At 39.0% G+C, this 22,211-nt stretch carries 27 protein-coding genes; 18 read left to right on the forward strand and 9 right to left on the reverse strand.

Going from position 1 to position 22,211, the window contains the following annotated elements; genetic code table 11:
- Window positions 1-211 precede the first annotated feature (211 nt).
- From UtA1_RS17060 to UtA1_RS05580, 5 genes are all read left to right on the forward strand, one after another.
- On the forward strand, window positions 212-370 hold the full coding sequence (locus UtA1_RS17060) for a hypothetical protein (RefSeq protein ID WP_016837270.1): 159 nt from the start codon (window positions 212-214) through the stop codon (window positions 368-370).
- 69 nt (window positions 371-439) lie between these two features.
- On the forward strand, window positions 440-1,024 hold the full coding sequence (gene rpoE, locus UtA1_RS05565) for a DNA-directed RNA polymerase subunit delta (RefSeq protein WP_096550315.1): 585 nt from the start codon (window positions 440-442) through the stop codon (window positions 1,022-1,024).
- Between the two features lie 402 nt (window positions 1,025-1,426).
- A complete protein-coding gene (locus UtA1_RS05570; protein WP_096550316.1) occupies window positions 1,427-3,034 on the forward strand; it encodes a CTP synthase in 1,608 nt (535 codons plus the stop codon).
- Between the two features lie 230 nt (window positions 3,035-3,264).
- On the forward strand, window positions 3,265-4,467 hold the full coding sequence (locus tag UtA1_RS05575) for a transposase (protein ID WP_096550268.1): 1,203 nt from the start codon (window positions 3,265-3,267) through the stop codon (window positions 4,465-4,467).
- Between the two features lie 211 nt (window positions 4,468-4,678).
- Window positions 4,679-6,331, forward strand: coding sequence for an IS1182 family transposase (locus UtA1_RS05580; RefSeq protein WP_096550317.1), 1,653 nt, complete (start codon window positions 4,679-4,681; stop codon window positions 6,329-6,331).
- A 127-nt stretch (window positions 6,332-6,458) separates the two neighbouring features.
- On the opposite strand, the gene UtA1_RS05585 is transcribed toward UtA1_RS05580, so the two are convergent.
- Complete coding sequence (locus UtA1_RS05585; protein ID WP_016837267.1) at window positions 6,459-6,989, reverse strand: DUF2529 family protein; 531 nt, start codon at window positions 6,987-6,989, stop codon at window positions 6,459-6,461.
- 169 nt (window positions 6,990-7,158) lie between these two features.
- On the opposite strand from UtA1_RS05585, the gene UtA1_RS05590 reads away from it, so the two are divergent.
- A complete protein-coding gene (locus UtA1_RS05590; protein ID WP_096550318.1) occupies window positions 7,159-7,536 on the forward strand; it encodes a response regulator in 378 nt (125 codons plus the stop codon).
- On the opposite strand, the gene UtA1_RS05595 is transcribed toward UtA1_RS05590, so the two are convergent.
- From UtA1_RS05595 to UtA1_RS05625, 8 genes are read right to left on the reverse strand one after another with little or no spacing between them, the layout of a single operon-like run.
- Complete coding sequence (locus UtA1_RS05595; RefSeq protein WP_126434416.1) at window positions 7,452-7,904, reverse strand: hypothetical protein; 453 nt, start codon at window positions 7,902-7,904, stop codon at window positions 7,452-7,454. The two genes, UtA1_RS05590 and UtA1_RS05595, sit on opposite strands and share 85 nt — an antisense overlap.
- Window positions 7,894-8,154, reverse strand: coding sequence for a hypothetical protein (locus tag UtA1_RS05600; protein WP_126434418.1), 261 nt, complete (start codon window positions 8,152-8,154; stop codon window positions 7,894-7,896). Before UtA1_RS05600 ends, UtA1_RS05595 begins: the two co-directional genes overlap by 11 nt.
- A complete protein-coding gene (locus UtA1_RS05605) occupies window positions 8,144-8,404 on the reverse strand; it encodes a hypothetical protein (RefSeq protein ID WP_126434420.1) in 261 nt (86 codons plus the stop codon). Before UtA1_RS05605 ends, UtA1_RS05600 begins: the two co-directional genes overlap by 11 nt.
- Window positions 8,394-8,612, reverse strand: coding sequence for a hypothetical protein (locus tag UtA1_RS05610; protein WP_126434422.1), 219 nt, complete (start codon window positions 8,610-8,612; stop codon window positions 8,394-8,396). The genes UtA1_RS05605 and UtA1_RS05610 overlap by 11 nt, the downstream gene beginning before the upstream one ends.
- Complete coding sequence (locus UtA1_RS05615; RefSeq protein WP_126434424.1) at window positions 8,602-8,904, reverse strand: hypothetical protein; 303 nt, start codon at window positions 8,902-8,904, stop codon at window positions 8,602-8,604. Before UtA1_RS05615 ends, UtA1_RS05610 begins: the two co-directional genes overlap by 11 nt.
- Entirely contained in the window at window positions 8,894-9,028 is a 135-nt protein-coding gene (locus UtA1_RS17795; protein WP_269471058.1) for a hypothetical protein, read from the reverse strand. Before UtA1_RS17795 ends, UtA1_RS05615 begins: the two co-directional genes overlap by 11 nt.
- Window positions 9,018-9,320 (reverse strand): hypothetical protein, encoded by a 303-nt coding sequence (locus UtA1_RS05620; RefSeq protein ID WP_126434426.1) that lies wholly within the window; start codon window positions 9,318-9,320, stop codon window positions 9,018-9,020. The genes UtA1_RS17795 and UtA1_RS05620 overlap by 11 nt, the downstream gene beginning before the upstream one ends.
- The gene (locus UtA1_RS05625) at window positions 9,310-9,576 is read right to left on the reverse strand and encodes a hypothetical protein (protein WP_096550319.1); all 267 of its coding nucleotides are present in this window, start codon (window positions 9,574-9,576) and stop codon (window positions 9,310-9,312) included. The genes UtA1_RS05620 and UtA1_RS05625 overlap by 11 nt, the downstream gene beginning before the upstream one ends.
- Window positions 9,577-9,782: 206 nt before the next feature.
- Between UtA1_RS05625 and UtA1_RS05630 the strand changes: the two genes are divergently transcribed.
- From UtA1_RS05630 to UtA1_RS05690, 12 genes are all read left to right on the forward strand, one after another.
- The gene (locus UtA1_RS05630) at window positions 9,783-10,640 is read left to right on the forward strand and encodes a class II fructose-bisphosphate aldolase (RefSeq protein WP_016837264.1); all 858 of its coding nucleotides are present in this window, start codon (window positions 9,783-9,785) and stop codon (window positions 10,638-10,640) included.
- Between the two features lie 147 nt (window positions 10,641-10,787).
- Window positions 10,788-11,438: a fructose-6-phosphate aldolase gene (gene fsa, locus UtA1_RS05635; RefSeq protein ID WP_096550320.1), complete on the forward strand. Its 651-nt coding sequence runs from the start codon at window positions 10,788-10,790 to the stop codon at window positions 11,436-11,438.
- A gap of 191 nt (window positions 11,439-11,629) precedes the next feature.
- A complete protein-coding gene (locus tag UtA1_RS05640; RefSeq protein WP_096550321.1) occupies window positions 11,630-12,916 on the forward strand; it encodes a UDP-N-acetylglucosamine 1-carboxyvinyltransferase in 1,287 nt (428 codons plus the stop codon).
- 180 nt (window positions 12,917-13,096) lie between these two features.
- A complete protein-coding gene (gene glpX, locus UtA1_RS05645; protein WP_096550322.1) occupies window positions 13,097-14,059 on the forward strand; it encodes a class II fructose-bisphosphatase in 963 nt (320 codons plus the stop codon).
- A 126-nt stretch (window positions 14,060-14,185) separates the two neighbouring features.
- Window positions 14,186-15,463: a transcription termination factor Rho gene (gene rho, locus UtA1_RS05650; RefSeq protein ID WP_016837260.1), complete on the forward strand. Its 1,278-nt coding sequence runs from the start codon at window positions 14,186-14,188 to the stop codon at window positions 15,461-15,463.
- Between the two features lie 186 nt (window positions 15,464-15,649).
- Window positions 15,650-15,850: a 50S ribosomal protein L31 gene (gene rpmE / locus UtA1_RS05655; protein WP_016837259.1), complete on the forward strand. Its 201-nt coding sequence runs from the start codon at window positions 15,650-15,652 to the stop codon at window positions 15,848-15,850.
- Between the two features lie 89 nt (window positions 15,851-15,939).
- Window positions 15,940-16,512 (forward strand): thymidine kinase, encoded by a 573-nt coding sequence (locus UtA1_RS05660; protein WP_096550323.1) that lies wholly within the window; start codon window positions 15,940-15,942, stop codon window positions 16,510-16,512.
- 1,144 nt (window positions 16,513-17,656) lie between these two features.
- Entirely contained in the window at window positions 17,657-18,733 is a 1,077-nt protein-coding gene (gene prfA / locus UtA1_RS05670; protein ID WP_096550324.1) for a peptide chain release factor 1, read from the forward strand.
- A complete protein-coding gene (prmC, locus tag UtA1_RS05675) occupies window positions 18,720-19,583 on the forward strand; it encodes a peptide chain release factor N(5)-glutamine methyltransferase (protein WP_172597831.1) in 864 nt (287 codons plus the stop codon). Before prfA ends, prmC begins: the two co-directional genes overlap by 14 nt.
- Before the next feature lie 45 nt (window positions 19,584-19,628).
- Window positions 19,629-20,222 carry a stage II sporulation protein R gene (locus UtA1_RS05680; protein ID WP_096550326.1) on the forward strand — a complete coding sequence of 198 codons (594 nt, stop codon included), beginning with the start codon at window positions 19,629-19,631 and terminating at the stop codon, window positions 20,220-20,222.
- Window positions 20,223-20,377: 155 nt separating this feature from the next.
- Window positions 20,378-21,427, forward strand: a complete 1,050-nt coding sequence (locus UtA1_RS05685) for an L-threonylcarbamoyladenylate synthase (RefSeq protein WP_096550327.1) — start codon at window positions 20,378-20,380, stop codon at window positions 21,425-21,427.
- A 270-nt stretch (window positions 21,428-21,697) separates the two neighbouring features.
- Entirely contained in the window at window positions 21,698-22,195 is a 498-nt protein-coding gene (locus UtA1_RS05690) for a manganese efflux pump MntP (RefSeq protein WP_016837253.1), read from the forward strand.
- Window positions 22,196-22,211 lie beyond the last annotated feature (16 nt).

The raw sequence follows: 22,211 nt of genomic DNA on the forward strand, positions 1-22,211 counted from the left end.
AGTAAAATAATAGATGTTGTAATTTTCACCTAATTGTTCATATCAAGGGGGAACGTTCGAAGTTTTTAGCTTCCGAGCGCTTCCTCTTCTTATACATATACATAAAAAATTTGGAAAATTTTCCTCTTATTCATAAAAAATTGTTGCAAATTTTATCAACTTTGGAGGAAAATTGGCTATAATGTTTGTTACAAGAAGAGGAGGGTTGCAAGTGAAACAATACGGACACTATTTTATGATTTTATCATGCCTAATTGCAACCTTCTTTTTGTATAATAAACAATTAGGAGCAATACCGCTTCTCATCTTGTCAGGTTATTTATTTTATATGGCAATCAGAGATTTTTATAAAATAAAAAACAATAAATGAATCTAGCATAGTATACAATTATTTGTATATAATGGTTAACATGTGTAATGTATGTATTAAAGAAAGGGCGTGCACGAGTTGAAGATTCGTGAAATGACAAAAGAGCAAATAGCAGAAGAATCGTTAGTAGACTTAGCGTTTGCAATTCTAGAAGAGAAAAAAACAGCTACTCCATTTTTCGATTTATTAGATGAAATTAAAGAATTAAAAGGGCTTTCTGAAGAAGAAGTTAAACAAGTATTGGTACAATTTTTTACGGATTTAAATGTAGATGGTCGTTTCTTATTAAACCACGATAACACGTGGGGACTTCGTGAATGGTATAAAATCGAAACAATCGAAGAAGAAACAGCACCTACTATTAAAACTCGTAAACGTAGAGCGAGAATGGCTGTCTTTGATGATGACGAAGAAATCATTGATGAAGATGATTTAGTATTTGAAGAAGAATTTGAAGAGTTCTTGGATGAAGATGAAGAAGATATCGACTTCGATGATGAACTTGTGGACGACTTCGATGATGCTCTTGATGATTTAGATGTAGATCTTCCAGATGATATTGATGAAGTCGATGATGATTTAATCGATGGTGATGAAGAGTTATTAATCGAAAATGAAGAATTAGATGTAGAAATCGATGAAGAGGAAGAATAATAAATTTTTGTAAATATGTAAATTTAATGGTTTTTATATAAACTACTTGACTTATTAATTTGTTCCGTTTAATCTTTTATTTGGGCTCCTTAAGAAGGAGAATGAACGTGATATATTCACGCTCCCCCTGCAAAATGCAGGAGGAGCGTTTTTTATTTTTTGTTCTTGAGGAAGCCTATTTCCTATAAACGTGTTCCACAGAGAAGTGTATAATACAAGCCATGAGGAAATTTCGGTAATTGTGTTTAGTGCTTTCTCTTTTGGAACGTTGCTTGTAAGCATGGAAATGTAGGAAAAGGAAAAAATGAATAAAGGATTATTGATGAGTTAACATTCAGCAATGATTTAGTATAAGTTATGTAATTTCATAAAAGTGGAAATATTTGAGGAGGAATTTTACAAATGACGAAGTATATTTTTGTAACTGGTGGAGTAGTATCGTCCTTAGGAAAAGGGATTGTTGCTTCATCATTAGGTAGACTATTAAAAAATCGAGGCTTGCAAGTGACGATTCAAAAATTCGATCCTTATTTAAATATAGATCCTGGTACGATGAGCCCTTATCAACATGGTGAGGTATTCGTTACTGATGACGGTGCTGAAGCAGACTTAGACTTAGGGCACTATGAACGTTTTATTGACATTAATTTAGGTAAACATTCTACGGTAACTTCCGGTAAAATATATCAAACAGTTTTAGCGAAAGAGCGTCGCGGTGACTATAATGGAAAAACAGTTCAAGTTATTCCTCACGTGACAAATGAAATTAAAGAGCGCATTCAACGTGCTGGAAGAGAAACAAGTGCGGATATCGTAATTACGGAAGTAGGGGGAACAGTTGGAGATTTCGAAGGGCTTCCATTCTTAGAAGCAATCCGTCAAATGAAATCTGATTTAGGTGCAGAAAATGTGATGTATGTTCACTGTACACTAATCCCTTACATCAGAGCTGCAGGTGAATTAAAAACAAAACCAACTCAACATTCAGTAAAAGAATTGCGTTCTTTAGGTATCCAACCAAATATTTTAGTTGTGCGTACAGAACAACCAGTTTCAGAGGACATGAAAGAAAAATTAGCATTATTCTGTGATGTATCCTCTCGCAACATTATTGAGTCTCGAGATGTGGAACATTTATATGAAGTGCCATTAAATCTACATGCTCAAGATTTAGATGATATCGTATTAGAGTATTTCGGAATCGAAGCACCAGAAGCTGATATGTCTGATTGGAAAGAGCTAGTGCATAAGGTGAAAAACTTAAAACATAAAACACGCATTGCGCTTGTTGGAAAATATGTTGAGTTACAAGACGCATATATTTCAGTTGTTGAAGCTTTAAAACATGCTGGTTACGTTTACGATTCCGATATTTGCATCGATTGGATTAACGCTGAAGATATTACAGAAGAAAATGTGCATGAATTATTGAAAGATGCAGACGGAATTATTGTACCTGGCGGATTTGGTAATCGCGGTACAGAAGGAAAAATCACAGCAATTAAATATGCTCGTGAAAACGATGTGCCATTCCTTGGTATTTGTTTAGGAATGCAAATGATGGCAATTGAATTTGCTCGAAATGTTCTAGGATTAAAAGGAGCGCATACAACAGAAATTGTGAAAGATACTCCATATCCAATCATAGATTTACTACCAGACCAAAAAGAAAATATGGATTTAGGCGGAACATTACGCTTAGGTTTATATCCATGTAAATTAAAAGAAGGTTCTCGTGCTGAACAAGCTTATCAAGATGAGTTAGTATATGAACGTCATCGCCACCGTTATGAATTCAATAATGAATTCCGTGAAGCAATGGAAGCTGAGGGACTCGTATTCTCAGGTACAAGCCCTGACAATCGTTTAGTGGAAATTATCGAATTACCAGAGAAAAAATTCTTCCTTGGATGCCAATTCCATCCTGAATTTGTTTCTCGTCCACAACGCCCGCAACCTTTATTCCGTGAGTTTATCGGAGCAGCTTTCAAATACCGCAAAAATCAATAAATGCTAATGAAAAAGAGGCTGGGACAAAACCCCCTCTAAAATGGAAACAGCTCATGAAATTTTGGAATGAAAATTCATGAGCTGTTCTTCATTTTTTCAATAGAGCATTTTGCATATTTTTTGACCCAAGAGCCATAAGGATTTCAAAGACATAAAAAAGGACTTCACCCCTAAAATGTAGAATTTTTGAAGTGACGAAACAACAAAAAATTCAAAAGGAGGAAGTCACTTTGTATATTCTACAAGAAAGCCTATTTTCCTTTGAAGAACTGCAAAAATTAGAGTCAAAAGAGAAATTACCTATCTTTTTTAGCTCGCTTGATTTACGCCCTTATGCTAAACAGTTGAGAAGTTCTTCACCCCGAGGGGCTGACGGTCATTCCAGAGAAGGGATTCTAAGGGCTCTCATCGCTGCCCCACTCGAAGGCATCGACACCTTTACCGCCCTTCATCATCGATTGGATAAAGACCTTCGTTTCCGTTATCAATGCGGTTTATCGATTGATCGCCCCGCACCGTCTATCTCCACTCTCAGCCGGGTTTTTGCAGCACTTACCAAAAAAAAGCTGGCTGAAAAGATCTTCCTTGACTTGGTACAGTTAGCTCAGGAGGAAGGAATAATTGACGGCAGCCACCAGGCCATCGACAGTGCCGCCATTGATGCCTATGAAAAGAAACAGCCCAAAAAGCGTAGTGAACAAACGGGTAATGCCAATTGGGGCGCAAAATATGATTCCTTCGGCAATAAAATTACCTGGTTTGGCTATAAGATGCATCTTTCAGTCGATACCGCAAGCGAACTGCCAATGGCCATAAAAGTAACCCCTGCCCATGTGAACGATGGAGAAGTCGCACCAGAATTAATCGAGCAAGTGGCAGAGCGTACCAAATCCAAAATTGAATTTCTGATCATGGATGGCGGATATGACCAACTAAAAAACTATGAATCAGCCAAAAACATTGGAGCGCAAGCCATTATCCCGCTCAATTTGCGCAACGAAAAAGAGCCTCCTGAAGGGATTTCTTCCAATGGAACTCCGCGTTGTTCCATGGGTTATGAAATGACTTATTGGGGAGCTGATAAGGACCAGCTCAAGTTCAGATGTCCTCACGCAACCGGCAAAGTGGATTGCCCATTAGGAATGGCAGCCTGTTCATCTTCCAACTATGGAATGGTGGTAAAAGTCGACATCAAAAAGGATGTGCGCCGATATTCCAATCCGCACCGTGATACAAAACGTTGGAAAGAGCTTTACAACGAGAGGACAAGTGTAGAACGCTGTAATTCAAGAATGAAAAGCTACCTTACGTCGAACTCCCTACATGTATGGGGAATTGAGAAAGTAAAGAGCCATATTTACCTGAACGCTATTGTATTACTTGTTTCAGCGCTAGCGATGGCAAAGGAAAATAAAGGGAAGAAAGCCGCTTAAAAAAATTCAATGTGAAAAATTCTGCAGGTATGCCCAAAAACAGGATTATTGTAATATTTTGTAAAATAACATGCTGGTAGCTATTTGTCGAGTGCTTTATTTTTTATACTTTTATCCAAAAAATCTAATTTTGCAAAATGCTCAATAAAAAATAAGGACCTCTTCTGTTAAAATTAAGTTACCACCAAAACTAACAGAAAGAAGGGTCCATATGTTTAAATATTATAACATGAATCAATTAGTTTTACCTCTAGATTTAGAAATAAAATTACAAGAAAATGATATTGCCTTCCATATTCACCATTTAGTTGAAAGTATTCCAGATGAAGCCTTCCAGCTGTTTCTTCGAAATACAGGTTGTCCTGCTTATCATCCACGCATGATGCTAAAAATTATTTTGTGTGCCTATTCGCAGTCTGTCTTTTCAGGTCGAAAAATTGAAGCGCTATTAAAGGACAGTATACGAATGATGTGGTTGGCACAAGGATATGAACCAAGTTATCGGACGATCAATCGTTTTCGTGTGCATCCGGAAGTAAAAGAATTAATTCGTCAATGTTTTGTTCAATTCCGTTGCCAACTGGTGGAAGAAAAGTTAATCGATCAAGAAGCCATTTTTATCGATGGTACGAAGATTGAAGCGAATGCCAATAAATTTACTTTCGTATGGAAGAAATCCATTGAAAAATACAACCAAAACTTAATTGAAACGTCCAATCAGTTATACAACGAACTATTAGAAAAAGAAATCATCCCTGAAATGGAGCGGGAAAATGAGGGAGAACTGTCCGTTGAAGAACTCGCTCAAATGGTGCAACAAGTCGATGAAGTCATTAAGGAATATGACCAAAAGATAGAAACATCGCCCGATGCCACAGAACGAAAAGCATTAAGAAGCGAACGAAAATATCCAAAACAAGCGTACAAACAATTAGTAGACTTCATTCTACGAAAACAAAAATACCAAAAAGACTTGGACATCTTGGGGGAACGGAACAGTTATTCCAAAACAGATCAAGATGCGACGTTCATGCGAATGAAAGACGACTATATGAAAAACGGTCAATTGAAAGCTGGATACAATGTACAAATCGCAACAGAAGGTCAATACGCACTAGCTTATAGCATCTTTCCAAATCCTACTGATACACGTACATTAATTCCGTTCTTGAATGAGATAGAAAAGGATTATTTTTCGTTGCCAAAGTATATTGTCGCAGATGCTGGTTATGGTAGTGAACAAAACTATGAAGACATCCTTTCGAATCGAAAATGTGAGGCACTCATTCCATATACCATGTATGAGAAAGAACAAAAGAAGAAATATAAACAAAATCCATTTCATCCAGACAATTGGATGTACGACGAAGAAAGTGATACCTACATTTGTCCAAATCAGCAGCGAGTAACCTTCCGTTATCGTTCTGTACGTACAGATAAGACTGGTTTCAAACGAGAATTGAAAATCTATGAATGTGAAAACTGTTCAGGATGTCCATTTCGTTCATCATGCACAAAAGCAAAGGAAGGCAATCACCGAAAGGTCATGGTGAATGAAAAATGGGAACAACAAAAAGAATATGTAAGAGCGAAGCTTTCAGAAGAAAAAGCTGGTTCTATTTTCCGTCAACGTAAAATAGACGTAGAACCAGTTTTTGGATTCTTGAAGGCTAATTTGCGTTTCACTCGATTTTCCGTTCGAGGAAAATCGAAAGTGGAAAATGAAATGGGCATTGCCTTAATGGCCGTGAATTTACGAAAATACACGGCCAACAAAGATCAACTAACCAAAAATAATGGGGATAAATGGAAAAAGGAGAATTTGAGTTGGCTCAAATTCTCCTTTTTCCTATCTAGAAGCTAGTTTTGTCCCAGCCCCTTTTATTATGATGAAATATCAGATAAAAAAGGAAAAACTGTATTTTTTTACTATTTTCATTATATTAATAAACAATTGACTATATTTGAAAATAACAAAAGGTAAACAAAGATTATATTTCATCTTCTAACATTTCATCATAAGCAAGTTTAATTGCTTCATAAATAAAGAGACCAGCATGTAGGTGAGGAATAACAACCCGTTCGCCTAAATTCGTAGGATGGGGAATTAATCCACCTCGAACATGCATCGATATATAAGTATAAGCAAGATCGCTTAACTCATTATCATTGCTTGGAACTTCGCTTGCTACTGCTGCAAAAGGGATAAATTGTTCATATAATTTCTTCGCAAGTTGAAGGGCTTCTTTATCTTGACAACTTTTTGCAAATATTAAAACTCGATCAGTTTCACGAATTTCAACATCAGGTGACCATTTTACGAGATTTAAAAATGGTTGTTCTTTGTTAGATAAAGCGTAGGATTCAATTCCTTGCAGTTCATCAAAACAAGCAAAGTAAACACTCCCTTCACCGACACTGGCTTGTGCGAGAAGGCGGGCAGTTTGTTCAATTGCATCCTCTTCGTTTTGAACAATTTTTTGATATAAACCATTTAATTGTGTAGCGAGTATTTTTGACATATTTCCACCTCAAACCAATTATAATTTTCTACTCTTTGAAATGCAAAATTACATAATTGTGATGGAAGTATGTAAATTTTTTATATATCAAAGTAAAATTCATGTTTATTATAATAAAATTAAGGGAAAAGGAAGGGTAGGGGAAAAAATGTTTTAAGGGGAAAAGACTGTGAAAAAAATATTGATTGTGGACGATCAAAGAGGAATCAGAATGTTGCTCGACGAGATTTTCAAAAGGGAAGGGATGAAAACGTATTTAGCATCAAATGGGCCTGAAGCACTTCAATTAATAGAAAATTCGAGAATGGACGGTGTCCTTCTTGATATGAAATTACCAGGAATTGATGGAAAAGAGATACTAAGGAAAATGAAAACTTTGTACCCTGAAATGCCAGTATTTATCATGTCCGCATGTGAAGAAGCTGAAATGATGGAACAAGCTAATTGTTATGGAGCTGACTATTATTTTACGAAACCCTTTAATATTTTTGAATTAAAAGATGCTGTGATTAAGATGATAAATAGAAAGAAAGTTTTATCCGAATAAATGGCCGTTCCAAGTTTTGGGACGGTTATTTTTTCAGGTAATCGTAGAAGAAAAGATTCATTATAATTGGGATGAAGAATAAGTGTAGACACACATGCTAGGGTTCTATCTGCACAAGAATAGGTTGCATCCACACGAGTTAAGGTTGTATCTGCACGAGAGTAGGACGCATTCGCACGAGTTAAGGTTCTATCTGCACAAGAATAGGTTGCATCTACACGAGTTAAGGTTGTATCTGCACAAGAATAGGTTGCATCTACACGAGTTAAGGTTCTATCTGCACAAGAATAGGGTGCATCTACACGAGTTAAGGTTGTATCTGCACGAGAGTAGGGCGCATTCGCACGAGTCAGGGGATTATCTCTCAAGACAGGGTATATCCACACGAGTTAAGGTTCTATCTGCACAAGAATAGGGTGCATCTACACGAGTTAAGGTTCTATCTGCACAAGAATAGGGTGCATCTACACGAGTTAAGGTTGTATCTGCATGAGAGTAGGGCGCATTCGCACGAGTTAAGGTTCTATCTGCACAAGAATAGGTTGCATCCACACGAGTTAAGGTTGTATCTGCACAAGAGTAGGACGCATTCGCACGAGTCAGGGGATTATCTCTCAAGACAGGGTATATCCACACGAGTTAAGGTTCTATCTGCACAAGAATAGGTTGCATCCACACGAGTTAAGGTTCTATCTGCACAAGAATAGGTTGCATCTACACGAGTTAAGGTTCTATCTGCACAAGAATAGGTTGCATCTACACGAGTTAAGGTTCTATCTGCACAAGAGTAGGACGCATTCGCACGAGTTAAGGTTCTATCTGCACGAGAGCAGGACGCATTCGCACGAGTCAGGGGATTATCTCTCAAGACAGGGTATATCCACACGAGTTAAGGTTCTATCTGCACAAGAATAGGTTGCATCCACACGAGTTAAGGTTGTATCTGCACAAGAGTAGGACGCATTCGCACGAGTTAAGGTTCTATCTGCACAAGAGTAGGACGCATTCGCACGAGTTAAGGTTCTATCTGCACGAGAGCAGGGCGCATTCGCACGAGTCAGGGGATTATCTCTCAAGACAGGGTATATCCACACGAGTTAAGGTTGTATCTGCATGAGAGTAGGGCGCATTCGCACGAGTTAAGGTTCTATCTGCACAAGAATAGGTTGCATCCACACGAGTTAAGGTTCTATCTGCACAAGAATAGGTTGCATCTACACGAGTTAAGGTTCTATCTGCACAAGAATAGGTTGCATCCACACGAGTTAAGGTTCTATCTGCACAAGAATAGGTTGCATCTACACGAGTTAAGGTTCTATCTGCACGAGAGCAGGACGCATTCGCACGAGTCAGGGGATTATCTCTCAAGACAGGGTATATCCACACGAGTTAAGGTTCTATCTGCACAAGAATAGGTTGCATCCACACGAGTTAAGGTTGTATCTGCACAAGAGTAGGACGCATTCGCACGAGTCAGGGGATTATCTCTCAAGACAGGGTATATCCACACGAGTTAAGGTTCTATCTGCACAAGAATAGGTTGCATCTACACGAGTTAAGGTTCTATCTGCACAAGAATAGGTTGCATCCACACGAGTTAAGGTTGTATCTGCACAAGAGTAGGACGCATTCGCACGAGATAAGGTTCTATCTGCACGAGAGTAGGACGCATTCGCACGAGTTAAGGTTGTATCTGCACAAGAATAGGTTGCATCCACACGAGTTAAGGTTGTATCTGCACGAGAGCAGGACGCATTCGCACGAGTCAGGGGATTATCTCTCAAGACAGGGTATATCCACACGAGTTAAGGTTCTATCTGCACAAGAATAGGTTGCATCCACACGAGTTAAGGTTGTATCTGCATGAGAGTAGGGCGCATTCGCACGAGTTAAGGTTCTATCTGCACAAGAATAGGTTGCATCTACACGAGTTAAGGTTCTATCTGCACAAGAATAGGTTGCATCCACACGAGTTAAGGTTCTATCTGCACAAGAATAGGGCGCATTCGCAAGAGCAAAAGTTGCATCTGCACAAGCCAAAGAAGCACCCCCTGAATAAGGATTCATCCGAACAAGCCAAAGAAGTACCCTCTCCAGTAAGAATCCATCCACATAAGAAGTACCCGCCCGAGTAAGGACTCAAGCGTTCCACAACATTTGCTCACTACTTGTGGGGGAAAGTTGATTTTGGTACTATTAAAACGGAAATCATTATTAAATTAACCATCCTGAGGAGGATTTGTATAATGCCATTAGTATCGATGAAAGAAATGTTGATTAAAGCGAAAGAAGGAAAATATGCGGTTGGTCAATTTAATATTAACAACTTAGAATTTACACAAGCCATTTTACAAGCTGCCGAAGAAGAAAAATCACCGGTAATTCTTGGCGTTTCTGAAGGTGCCGGAAAATATATGGGCGGATTCGTTGCTGTTGTACACATGGTGAAAGGCTTAATGGAAAGCTACAACATTACAGTTCCTGTTGCCATCCACTTAGACCACGGCTCCAGCTTTGAAAAATGTAAAGAGGCAGTAGATGCTGGCTTCACTTCTGTTATGATTGATGCATCCCACAAACCATTTGAAGAAAACGTAGAAATTACAAAAAAAGTTGTTGAATATGCACACTCAAAAGGTGTTTCTGTAGAAGCGGAACTTGGTATCGTAGGCGGACAAGAAGATGATGTCGTTGGAGAAGGGATTATTTATGCTGATCCGCAAGAATGTAAACAATTAGCGGAGTTGACTGACATTGATTGCTTAGCTCCAGCACTTGGTTCTGTTCATGGTCCGTATAAAGGCGAACCAAAACTTGGCTTCAAAGAGATGGAGGAAATTTCTCAATTAACAGGCCTTCCACTCGTACTTCACGGCGGAACTGGAATCCCAACAAAAGATATTCAACGTGCAATTTCATTAGGTACAGCAAAAATTAACGTAAATACTGAAAACCAAATTGCAGCAACAAGAGTTGTTCGTGAAATTCTAGAAAAAGATGCGAACCTTTATGACCCACGAAAATACTTAGGTCCAGCTCGTGAAGCAATTAAAGAAACAGTAATCGGAAAAATTCGTGAATTTGGAAGCTCAAACAAAGCATAAAAATAGTTCAAAATAATCGTTTATTTTTTAACAATAAGTGTCTAGTATAGTTTTTAATAACAAAAATATCACTTCGAAAACAATACAAGGAGAAGTGTCGAGCGTACGACCTTCTCTTCATTTTTAATGAAATTGGGGAGGGCTATCATGAAATTTTTTATTGATACAGCGAACTTCGATGAAATAAAAGAAGCGCACTCTTGGGGGATTCTTTCAGGAGTAACGACGAATCCTTCATTAGTTGCAAAAGAAGAAGGAATCTCTTTCCATGACAGACTACGTGAAATAGCGGAACTCGTTGACGGATCTGTTAGTGGAGAAGTGATTTCGCTAGATGCAGAAGGAATGATTAAAGAAGGACTAGAATTATCAAAAATTGCTCCGAATATTACAGTGAAATTACCGATGACACCAGAAGGATTAAAAGCATGTAAATATTTTTCAGAAAAAGGCATCAAAACAAATGTCACTTTAATATTTAGTGCCAACCAAGCCCTTCTAGCTGCTCGTGCTGGTGCCACATACGTATCTCCCTTCTTAGGTCGATTAGATGATATCGGACAAAATGGTGTACAACTAGTGGCGCAAATTGCAGAAATCTTTAATATGCATCAAATTGAAACGGAAATCATTGCTGCGTCCATTCGCCATCCGCAACATGTAGTAGAGGCTGCTTTAGCTGGTGCGGATATTGCCACAGTGCCATTTAAAGTGCTAAAACAACTGTTTCATCATCCATTAACGGATAAAGGAATTGAAGCATTTTTAGCTGACTGGGAAAAACGTAGTAATAAATAATATAATTCCCAGGATGTAGTTTAGTTTGTTCCATTATCAGAAAAGAATAAAGAAAAGACAAAATTGTTATCTCACTTTTTGTGATGTAGAAATAAACTAAATATTACAAATGAATTTATTTTAAAAATGCGTAGTTAAGCGGAAAAAAGACCATAATAAAGGAAACTTTCCAATCACGAGGGAGAACGCTTATGGATGTATATAAAATTATTGGAGGAAATCGTCTTAAAGGAACAGTCAAAGTCAGTGGAGCCAAAAATAGTGCCGTTGCGTTAATACCCGCGTCAATCCTAGCTAATTCTCCGGTGACAATCGGTGGGATTCCCGAAATTTCAGATGCTTTCACGTTGAAAGCTCTACTTGAGGAAATAGGTGGAGAAGTTATTTTCGAAAATGGACAAATGACGATTGATCCTACAAATATGACGCTGATTCCATTACCAAATGGCAATGTGAAAAAACTTCGTGCCTCCTATTACCTCATGGGAGCGATGCTAGGTCGGTTTAAAAAAGCTGTCATCGGTCTTCCTGGAGGATGCTTTTTAGGACCGCGCCCAATCGATCAACATATAAAAGGATTTGAAGCATTAGGGGCGAAAGTGACAAATGAACACGGCGCAATTTATTTAAGAGCAGAAGAATTAATTGGTACGAAAATTTATTTGGACGTTGCGAGCGTTGGTGCGACGATTAACATTATGCTTGCAGCTGTTCGAGCGAAAGGCAGAACGATTATCGAGAATGCTGCGAAAGAACCAGAAATTATTGATGTTGCCACACTTTTGACGAACATGGGTGCAAACATTAAAGGAGCTGGAACAAGTGTCATTCGTATTGAAGGTGTCGATGAACTTCATGGTACGAAGCATGTAATTATTCCAGACCGTATTGAAGCAGCCACTTATATGATTATGGCGGCTGCGTTAGGAGATGGAGTCACAATTGATAACATCATTCCGCTCCATTTAGAAGCGGTAACAGCAAAATTGCGTGAAATGGGAGTAAGAGTGGAAGAAGGAGAAGAGAGCATCTTTATTCCAAAATCGGATGAATTGCAAGCGGTAGACGTAAAAACCCTTGTATATCCAGGATTTCCCACTGATGTTCAGCAACCACTCTCTGTATTGATGACACAAGCAATCGGTGCCTCAAAAATAACGGAAACCATTTATACTTCTCGTTTTAAACATATTGATGAATTAAGACGAATGAACGCAAATGTTCGAGTAGAAGGAAATACGGCAATCATTCAAGGACCAACAAAATTGCACGGTTCAAAGGTGACTGCAACAGATCTTCGAGCAGGTGCAGCTTTAGTGCTGGCTGCTTTATTAGCAGAAGGAGAAACAGAAATCCGAGATATTTATCATATTGAAAGAGGATACAGTAATTTTATTGAGAAATTGCGCAGTCTCGGAGCAAATATACGCAAAGAATCAATAACGGTAAACACTGTTGAAAGAGTTGAGAAAATTTAAAAGAAGTCTCTCACCAGAAAAATGTAATTGTTGGCCTAGGGGAGAGACGAATTTTCTCGTAAATGTTGATACAAGTAAAGGTTAAATGCCCACACTCCATACTAGGTGGTGGGCAGTTTACAATTATGGTACAATGGTATATGGAAGTTTTCGTACTTGTAGCAGGAGGAAAATAAAATAATGGAACGTAGTTTAACGATGGAAATAGTTCGCGTCACTGAAGCAGCAGCAATTGCATCCGCCAAATGGATGGGGCGCGGTCTGAAAAATGAAGCAGATCAAGCAGCTACTTCAGCAATGCGTGCTTTGTTTGATACAATCCCTATGCACGGTAGAGTTGTGATTGGTGAAGGTGAAATGGATGAAGCACCAATGCTGTATATTGGTGAAGAACTAGGCCTTCGCAATGGTGGTCCAGAAGTGGATATTGCCGTAGACCCTTTAGAAGGAACAAACATTGTTGCTAAAGGTGGAAATGGTGCGATTACGGTTGTTGCTATTGCGGACCGCGGAAATTTATTAAATGCGCCGGATATGTATATGGAAAAAATTGCGGTTGGTCCTGAAAGCCGAGGAAAAGTTGACATAAACGCTTCTGTTACAGATAATTTAAGAGCAGTGGCAGAAGCAAAAAATAAATCAATTTCTGACGTCGTTGCAATTTTACTTGATAGACCTCGCCACCAACATATCGTAGATGAAATTCGTGCTGCTGGAGCCCGCATTAAATTCATTCAAGATGGTGACGTGAGTGCTGCAATTAGCACAGCATTCGATGAAACGGGTATCGACATCATGTTCGGTACTGGAGGAGCACCAGAAGGCGTGATATCCGCTGTAGCATTAAAATGTTTAGGCGGAGATTTCCAAGGGCGATTAGTCCCACAAAACGATGAAGAATTAAAACGATGCATCAGCATGGGAATCGATGTTTCGAAAGTATTATACTTGGATGACCTTGTAAAAGGTGATGATGCTATTTTTGCTGCAACAGCAGTGACAGATAGTGAACTATTAAGAGGCGTTCAGTATAAAGGGGAATATTGTTTAACAAACTCCCTTGTTATGCGTGCAAAAACAGGTACAGTTCGTTTCATTGAAGGTCGCCACAATATGATTAAAAAGCCAAATTACGAAAAATAAATAAATTCTTCCCATATTAAGATGTCTGATAGTATATTAAAAATATGCATCAGACATCTTCTACCTTCTAAATCCACTAGTAATTTTCCATAGACATTAAAAATTTATAAAGACTGGAGTAATGTTATGACTCTTACGATTGCTCAATTAGAAAACATGACATTGAAAGAATTATATAATCTCGCAAGGGAATATAAGATTTCTTATTATAGCAAATTAACAAAAAAAGAATTGATATTTGCCATATTAAAATCTCGTTCAGAACAAGAAGGATACTTCTTTATGGAAGGGATATTAGAAATTGTCAATTCTGAAGGGTTTGGCTTCCTGCGACCGATTAACTATTCACCTTCCAAAGAAGACATTTATATTTCTGCATCTCAAATTCGCCGTTTTGACCTTCGAAATGGTGATAAAGTTTCTGGTAAAGTACGCCCACCAAAGGAAAACGAACGATATTACGGATTACTTCAAGTAGACGCGGTTAACGGAGAAGACCCGGAAATTGCGAAAGAACGCGTTCACTTCCCAGCTCTAACTCCACTCTACCCTAATCGGCAAATCAAACTCGAAACAACACCTGATAAATTATCGACAAGAATAATGGATTTAGTTGCTCCCGTTGGATTTGGACAACGAGGATTAATTGTGGCGCCACCAAAAGCTGGTAAAACTACATTGTTAAAAGAAATTGCTAATGCTATCACTACAAACTATCCGCAAGCTGAACTAATTGTTTTATTAATTGATGAACGTCCAGAAGAAGTAACTGATATTGAACGCTCTGTTAAAGCAGATGTCGTTAGTTCGACATTTGATGAATTACCAGAAAACCATGTGAAAGTTGCAGAATTAGTATTGGAACGTGCACGTCGCCTCGTTGAACATAAGCGAGATGTGATTATTTTAATGGATTCTATCACAAGACTTGCACGCGCTTACAACTTAGTTATTCCGCCAAGTGGAAGAACATTATCCGGTGGTATTGACCCTGCGGCATTCCATCGACCAAAACGCTTCTTTGGGTCAGCGCGAAATATTGAAGAGGGCGGCAGTTTAACAATATTAGCGACTGCTTTAATCGATACGGGGTCACGTATGGACGAAGTAATTTACGAGGAGTTTAAAGGGACAGGTAACTTGGAGTTGCATTTAGATCGTAATCTTGCAGAACGCCGAATTTTCCCGGCGCTCGATATTCGTCGATCCGGCACAAGGAAAGAAGAATTGTTAATTCCGCAAGAGCAATTAGATAAACTATGGGCAATTCGAAAAACCTTTACCGATGCTCCAGACTTTACAGAACGTTTCTTGAAAAAACTTCGTTCAACAGAATCTAACGAAGAGTTTTTTGAAATTTTAAACGAAGAAATGAAAAAAGCAAAAGGTAGAGGTCTTTTATAAAGGATTAATCCTTTGATTTCTATTTTAAATTCATTTATACTTTACCTTGAATATTCAAAAGTAGTATGATAATATAGTCGAGTATGTAACGTGTGCATATGTAACTGGCATATTCGGGTTACGTAAGGCACAGTACGATAAATAACTCTGTTCCAGAATGGTTCAGGGCGGGAGGAGTAAACGAATATGAAACAAGGAATTCATCCAGAGTACTACACTGCAACAGTTACTTGCTCATGTGGTAACACATTCCAAACAGGTTCAGTGAAAGCTGACATTCGCGTTGAGGTTTGCAACGAATGTCACCCATTCTACACTGGACGTCAAAAATTCGCGGCTGCTGATGGTCGTGTGGATCGTTTCAACAAAAAATACGGTCTCAAATAGGAAGCATAAAATGCCTGCCAACAAAATGGCAGGCATTTTTTTGATAGTATTTCTACATACCACCAAGTAGTAAAAAAAGAGGGAGAACGATGGCTCAACTATTTTTTAAATATGGTGCAATGAACAGCGGAAAATCAATTGAAATTTTAAAAGTTGCACATAATTATGAAGAGCAGAATAAACCGGTATTAATGTTTACGTCTGGAATCGATAATCGGGATGAAGTCGGATACGTTTCAAGTCGCATTGGATTACGCAGAAAAGCTATTCCTATTTTTGACGATACAAACATTTTTGAAATCGTGAAAAGCCATCCAGAAAAATTGTTTTGCATCCTTGTTGATGAAGTGCAATTTTTAAAGAAGGAACATGTATTACAATTAACGAAAATTGTGGATGTATTAGATATTCCGGTGATGGGCTTCGGTTTAAAAAACGACTTTCAAAATGAGTTGTTTGAAGGTAGCAAATATATGTTAATTTACGCGGATAAAATTGAAGAAATGAAAACCATTTGTTGGTTCTGCCATAAAAAAGCAACGATGAATTTGCGGATTGATGAAAATGGAAAACCGATTTACGTTGGTGAACAAATACAAATTGGTGGTAATGATACATATTATCCTGTCTGCCGTAAATGCCATGCCAATCCGCCATTGTGATTAACTACGCAATGATGTTAGGGTGTTAACCGAGATAAGGTAGTACTTCACAAGCAGTGGTACTATCCTCACGAGCGAGGGTGCTATCCACACAAGTGGAGTGCTATCCGCGCAAGCCAAGGATCTATCTGCACAAGCTGGAGTATTATCCACACAAGCCGAGGATTCATCCGCACGAGCGAGAGTGTTATCCACACAAGCCGAGGATTCATCCGCACGAGCAGGGGTGCTATCCACACAAGTGGAGTGCTATCCGCGCAAGCCAAGGATCTATCTGCACAAGCTGGAGTATTATCCACACAAGCCGAGGATTCATCCGCACGAGCAAGGGTGCTATCCACACAAGTGGAGTGCTATCCGCGCAAGCCGAGGATTCATCCGCACGAGCGAGGGTGTTATCCACACAAGTGGGAATGTATCCTCACGAGCGAGGGTGCTATCCACACAAGTGGTAGTGCTATCCGCGCAAGCCAAGGATCTATCTGCACAAGCTAGAGTATTATCCACACAAGCCGAGGATTCATCCGCACGAGCGAGAGTGTTATCCACACAAGTGGGAATGTATCCTCACGAGCGAGGGTGCTATCCACACAAGCCGAGGATTCATCCGCACGAGCAGGGGTGCTATCCACACAAGCCGAGGATTCATCCGCACGAGCGAGGGTGTTATCCACACAAGTGGGAATGTATCCTCACGAGCGAGGGTGCTATCCACACAAGCCGAGGATTCATCCGCACTAGCGAGGGTGCTATCCACACAAGCCGAGGATTCATCCGCACGAGCAAGGGTGCTATCCACACTAGTGGGAATGTATCCGCACGAGCGAGGGTGTTATCCACACAAGTGGTAGTGCTATCCGCGCAAGCCGAGGATTCATCCGCACGAGCAAGGGAGTTATCCACACAAGTGGTAGTGCTATCCTCACGAGCAGAGGATTAATCCGTACAAGTGGGAATTTCCTATTCTCATGAGCAAGCACCAATTACCCAGGCATTGCATCCATTTGCACAAGAAAGTATCACTTTCCAAAAATTGATGAACTAGTAGCACATCACTTGCATTTTCTTTATACTAATAAAGTCTAAGAAATTACAAAGCACAACACTCTTTCATATAAACCTAACAAAAATAGAGGTGAACTACATGTTTGATAAACTGCAAGCAGTGGAAGATCGCTACGAAAAATTAAACGAATTACTCAGCGATCCTGACATCGTAAACGATGCCAAAAAACTTCGCCAATACTCAAAAGAACAATCAGACATACAAGAAACGGTTGAAGTATACAGAGAATATAAAAAAACAAAGGCTGAATTAGAAGAAGCAAGAGAAATGCTTGAAGAAAAACTCGATCCAGAGATGCATGAACTGGTGAAAGAAGAGTTCAACAATTTAAAAGGGAAAATCGAAGACCTTGAACAGCAATTAAAAATTCTGCTAATTCCTAAAGACCCGAATGATGACAAAAACGTTATTATGGAAATTCGCGGAGCAGCTGGTGGGGATGAAGCAAACATTTTTGCTGGGGACTTATTCCGCATGTATACTCGTTACGCTGAATCTCAAGGATGGAAAGTAGAAGTGATGGAAGCTTCTCCAAGCCCAAGTGGTGGATATAAAGAAATTATCTTTATGATTAATGGTCATGGCGCTTATTCGAAATTTAAATTCGAAAACGGTGCCCACCGCGTACAACGGGTACCACAAACAGAATCCCAAGGTCGTATTCATACATCTACAGCAACTGTTGCCGTTCTGCCGGAAGTGGAAGAAGTGGAAGTAGAAATCCATGAAAAAGATATCCGCGTTGATACTTTCGCATCATCCGGAGCAGGCGGACAATCCGTTAACACAACAATGTCTGCTGTTCGTATGACGCATATTCCAACTGGGATTGTCGTTTCTATGCAAGATGAACGCTCCCAAATTAAAAACCGTGAAAAAGCGTTAAGAATTCTTCGTGCGCGAGTAGCAGATTTATACAACCGAGAAAAGCAACAAGAATTAGATGCAGCAAGAAAATCTGCCGTCGGAACAGGAGACCGTTCAGAGCGCATTCGCACGTACAACTATCCACAAAACCGCGTCACTGACCATCGTATCGGTTTAACCATTCAAAAACTAGATCAAGTAATGGAAGGGAAGCTTGATGAAATCATTGATGCACTCATCATGGACGAACAAGCTTCCAAACTAGCTCAGCTAAATGAAGAAGCATAATACTGTGTTTGAGGCCCTCCATTGGGCTTCTTCTTTTTTAACGAAACATGGTCGTGACGAAAATGCTGCAAGAATTTTATTGCAATATTTATACGAAACAAATTACTCAGGGCTCATGATGCGCATGCACGAAGAAATGCCACAACAAAAGCTGGAACAATACCAACAAATGGTGGAGCAACATGCGAATGGGAGACCGGTTCAATATATTACGGGGATAGAAGAATTTTATGGAAGAACCTTTCATGTAGATGAATCTGTATTAATTCCACGTCCTGAAACGGAAGAATTGATTGTCGGAGCCATTGACCGCATGAAACAACTTTTCGGTGAAAATGAGGAACTAAACATTGCAGACATCGGTACAGGCAGCGGCATCATTGCGATTACGATGAAGCTTGAATGGCCAAACGCAAAAGTGACAGCTACGGATATTTCAGAGTCAGCCCTTAATACTGCTAAAAGCAATGCAGAAAATTTACAGGCAGCTATTGATTTTCGCTTAGGCGATTTAACAGAACCAATCGCAAATGAAAAATGGGATGTGATTTTATCGAATCCACCATACATTGCCTATCAAGAAGCAGAAGAAATGTCTGATGTTGTATTGGATCACGAACCGCATCTTGCGCTCTTTGCAAAGGATAATGGGCTCGAGTTTTACAAGCGATTAGCTCAATCACTACCAAACTTATTAAATAAACGAGCTTTGGTGGGAGTAGAAATCGGATACAGACAAGGAGAAGCGGTGGCAAATCTTTTAAAATCAAGTTTTCCGCAAGCTAAAGTAGAAATAGTAAAAGATATTAATAAAAAAAATAGATTTGTTTTTTGTATAATCGATGTATAAAAATCTTCCTTCCTGTCCATTATGATGGCAGGGAGGGATTGAATTATGTTAAATGATTACGAGATTATAAGAAATGAAAAAGACCCAATTCAGCCGATAATCAGTATTTTAAAATTAATTGCTTCTAGTTTAGCTGTATATTGTTTTCTATTAATGGTTCCAGATATGGTAGAAAAATTCTATGAAGCTCGAGAAAACATGCTAGATGATTCATTAAAAATCCGCGTCATTGCAAACAGCAACACAAAGGCCGATCAACAATTAAAAAATGAGATGGTTGCAAACCTGCAGCCAATCTTTGCAGAAATTTTACACAATGAATATAACAATGTGGATAATGATGAAGCTTTCGCAAAATTAGCCACATATGTTCAGCAAAATTATTCACAATACGATGTAAAAATTAATATCGGTGAACATTTAACGCCACCAAAAATCGAAGGGAATACTTTTTATCCACAAGCGTATTACGATACATTAGTATTAACGATTGGTGCAGGACGCGGGGACAACTTCTGGTGCAGTATTTTCTCTAATTTGTGCGAACGTCCAAGCGAAAAAGAAGAAGTGAAACAAGAAGAAGAGCAAAAAGAAGTTCGTTTCATTGTGTGGGAATGGCTAAAAAGGTTGTTTGCTTAAAGTTATACACATACGAGTTTGATTTTGGGTACCCAATAGAAAAATTTCGACATAGTTTTCCACTATTTTCAGAAAAGTTATACACATTTTGCACAAAACTATCCACAAAATGTGGATAATATTTCAGAAATTCAGTTTTTCAGGAGATGACATACATGGAAACAATCCAACTAACTGTGGATAAAAACGTGGACAAAGAAAAAATTTATTCACAAGCTGTGGATTTATTAAATCAAGGGGAAGTTGTTGCTTTTCCAACTGAAACCGTATACGGCCTTGGAGCAGTGGCAACAAACGATGAAGCTGTGAAAAAAATTTATGAAGCAAAAGGGCGTCCATCCGATAATCCCCTCATTGTACATATTGGAACGATTGAAGAAGTGACGGATTTTGTGGAAGAGATTCCAGAAAAGGCAAAAACTTTAATGGAACGTTTTTGGCCTGGTCCCCTCACTTTAATTATGAAAGCAAAAAAAGACGTACTTGCTAAAAGCGTGACAGCCGGCTTATCAACGGTTGGACTTCGCATGCCAGATCATGAAGTGGCATTGACTTTGCTTAGAATGTTGAAAAAACCGGTAGCAGCTCCTAGTGCAAACCGCAGCGGAAAGCCGAGTCCTACAAAAGCAGAGCACGTTTATGAAGATTTACAAGGACGAATCCCATTAATTTTGGACGGTGGCACTACAGGAATCGGTATTGAATCAACGGTAATAGATGTAACGGTAAATCCACCAGTTATTTTACGTCCAGGTGGTGTAACGAAGGAGATGATAGAGAAGGAAATCGGTGAAGTTATTGAACCGACTCCAAAAGAACAGCAACTTGAATCCACTCCGAAAGCTCCTGGCATGAAGTATACCCATTATGCCCCAGATGCACCTGTTTATTTAATTGAAAATAATCGAGAGCGAATCGAACGAGCCATTGACGAATTGAAACGAGAAGGACATAAAGTGGCTCTCCTTGCTCCATCTAAGTTTTCATCAACAACAGCGGACTATTTTTTCCCGTATGGTGAAGAGGAAGATAAAGAGCAAATGGCGGCGAAATTATACGACGATCTCCGCGCGTGTGATAAAACAGATGCTTCAATCATATTAGCAACAACCACTACAACTGAAGGAGTTGGCGCAGCAATTATGAATCGCCTCCACAAAGCTGCTGGAGGAAAATGGTATGGCACACCTAACACCACTACTTGAAAAATGAGACAATCATAGAAGGGGGCGTCTGAAAAATCATTTCAAGACGTCCCCCTTTGCGGCTGTCGCTAGAGCTTTCGCCGCAGATAAATTACGACGAGTAGGCGCGTTTGATGTGACCACCGCAGGATCAAAGTTTTTAAGAGAATATTACTATAAGAAGTAAGGCTGTTCAGAAAGTGTTCGACTTTCTGGACAGCCCTCCTTAATATTTGTGTCTTCTAATTCATAAGATGGTATAAATCTTTCTGGGAGAAAAGAGGACGCTGATTGCAAGAAATTTTTTCGGGTCTTATTGTGTCGCTGGATGTGGTAGCACTCTATTTATTAATTACAGATGTAAAAAGCCGTTTTTTACTTTCTATGTGGACAGCCATTCTTCATATGATTTTTCCAGTCATCGGATTTACTTTAGGAAATTGGATGCTTCAGATTTTTATGCAATGGTCCAATATTGTATCTAGCATTCTTTTATTTTTTATCGGATTACAAATTATTTTATCCTCAAAAAATGGACATCGCACTCTTCCGATTGGATTATTAGCCATTACAGCAAGTTTAGACACCTTTTCAGTGAGCATTTCTTTTGGTATGCTTAACTTACAAAAGTATTACTTTATACTAAGTGCAGGAATATGGACTTTTATCCTATCATATATAGCATTACATATAGCAAAAGCTGGCATTTTATTTAAAGGTACGCCATTTAAATGGATTGCGGGCTTATCTTTGATTACAATAAGTGTATATACATTATGGGATCAGTAATAAGGAAGAGTGAGAG

Source organism: Ureibacillus thermosphaericus (genome assembly GCF_002370195.2).
Taxonomy (GTDB): Bacteria; Bacillota; Bacilli; order Bacillales_A; family Planococcaceae; genus Ureibacillus; species Ureibacillus thermosphaericus.